The sequence below is a fragment of the Psychrobacter sp. GW64-MNA-CIBAN-0177 genome (genome assembly GCF_040309585.1).
Taxonomy (GTDB): Bacteria; Pseudomonadota; Gammaproteobacteria; order Pseudomonadales; family Moraxellaceae; genus Psychrobacter; species Psychrobacter okhotskensis.
In genome coordinates this window covers 1-250 of sequence record NZ_JBEOOY010000476.1, presented here as the reverse complement: position 1 = coordinate 250, position 250 = coordinate 1, and the positions used below count along the sequence as shown (strand labels likewise).

Annotated in this window: 1 protein-coding gene; it reads left to right on the top strand. The window is 44.4% G+C overall.

The genetic code is table 11. The features are described 5' to 3' along the window. A partial coding sequence (locus tag AAEY79_RS15895) for a phosphoenolpyruvate carboxylase (RefSeq protein WP_352289628.1) occupies positions 1-115 on the top strand: 115 nt, incomplete at its 5' end. Positions 116-250: the final 135 nt, after the last annotated feature.

Below are 250 nucleotides of genomic sequence, written 5' to 3'. Positions count from 1 at the left end.
GGTAGAGTTACTTCGCCGTGCGCGCTCAAGCGACAACGGCAGTGAAGGCGATATAGATAACGCGTTAATGATCACCATGACCGGCATAGCTGCAGGTATGCGCAATACTGGTTAATAGCCAAATAAAAATAAGGGGGTTGCGCAGCGCCGTAACCCCTTATTTTATGCATATGCGCTGGCATTTTATGCGCTAACCTTTTAAACTACTTAGCCATTGAATAACAAAAATTATATTATGGCTTCTGCAACC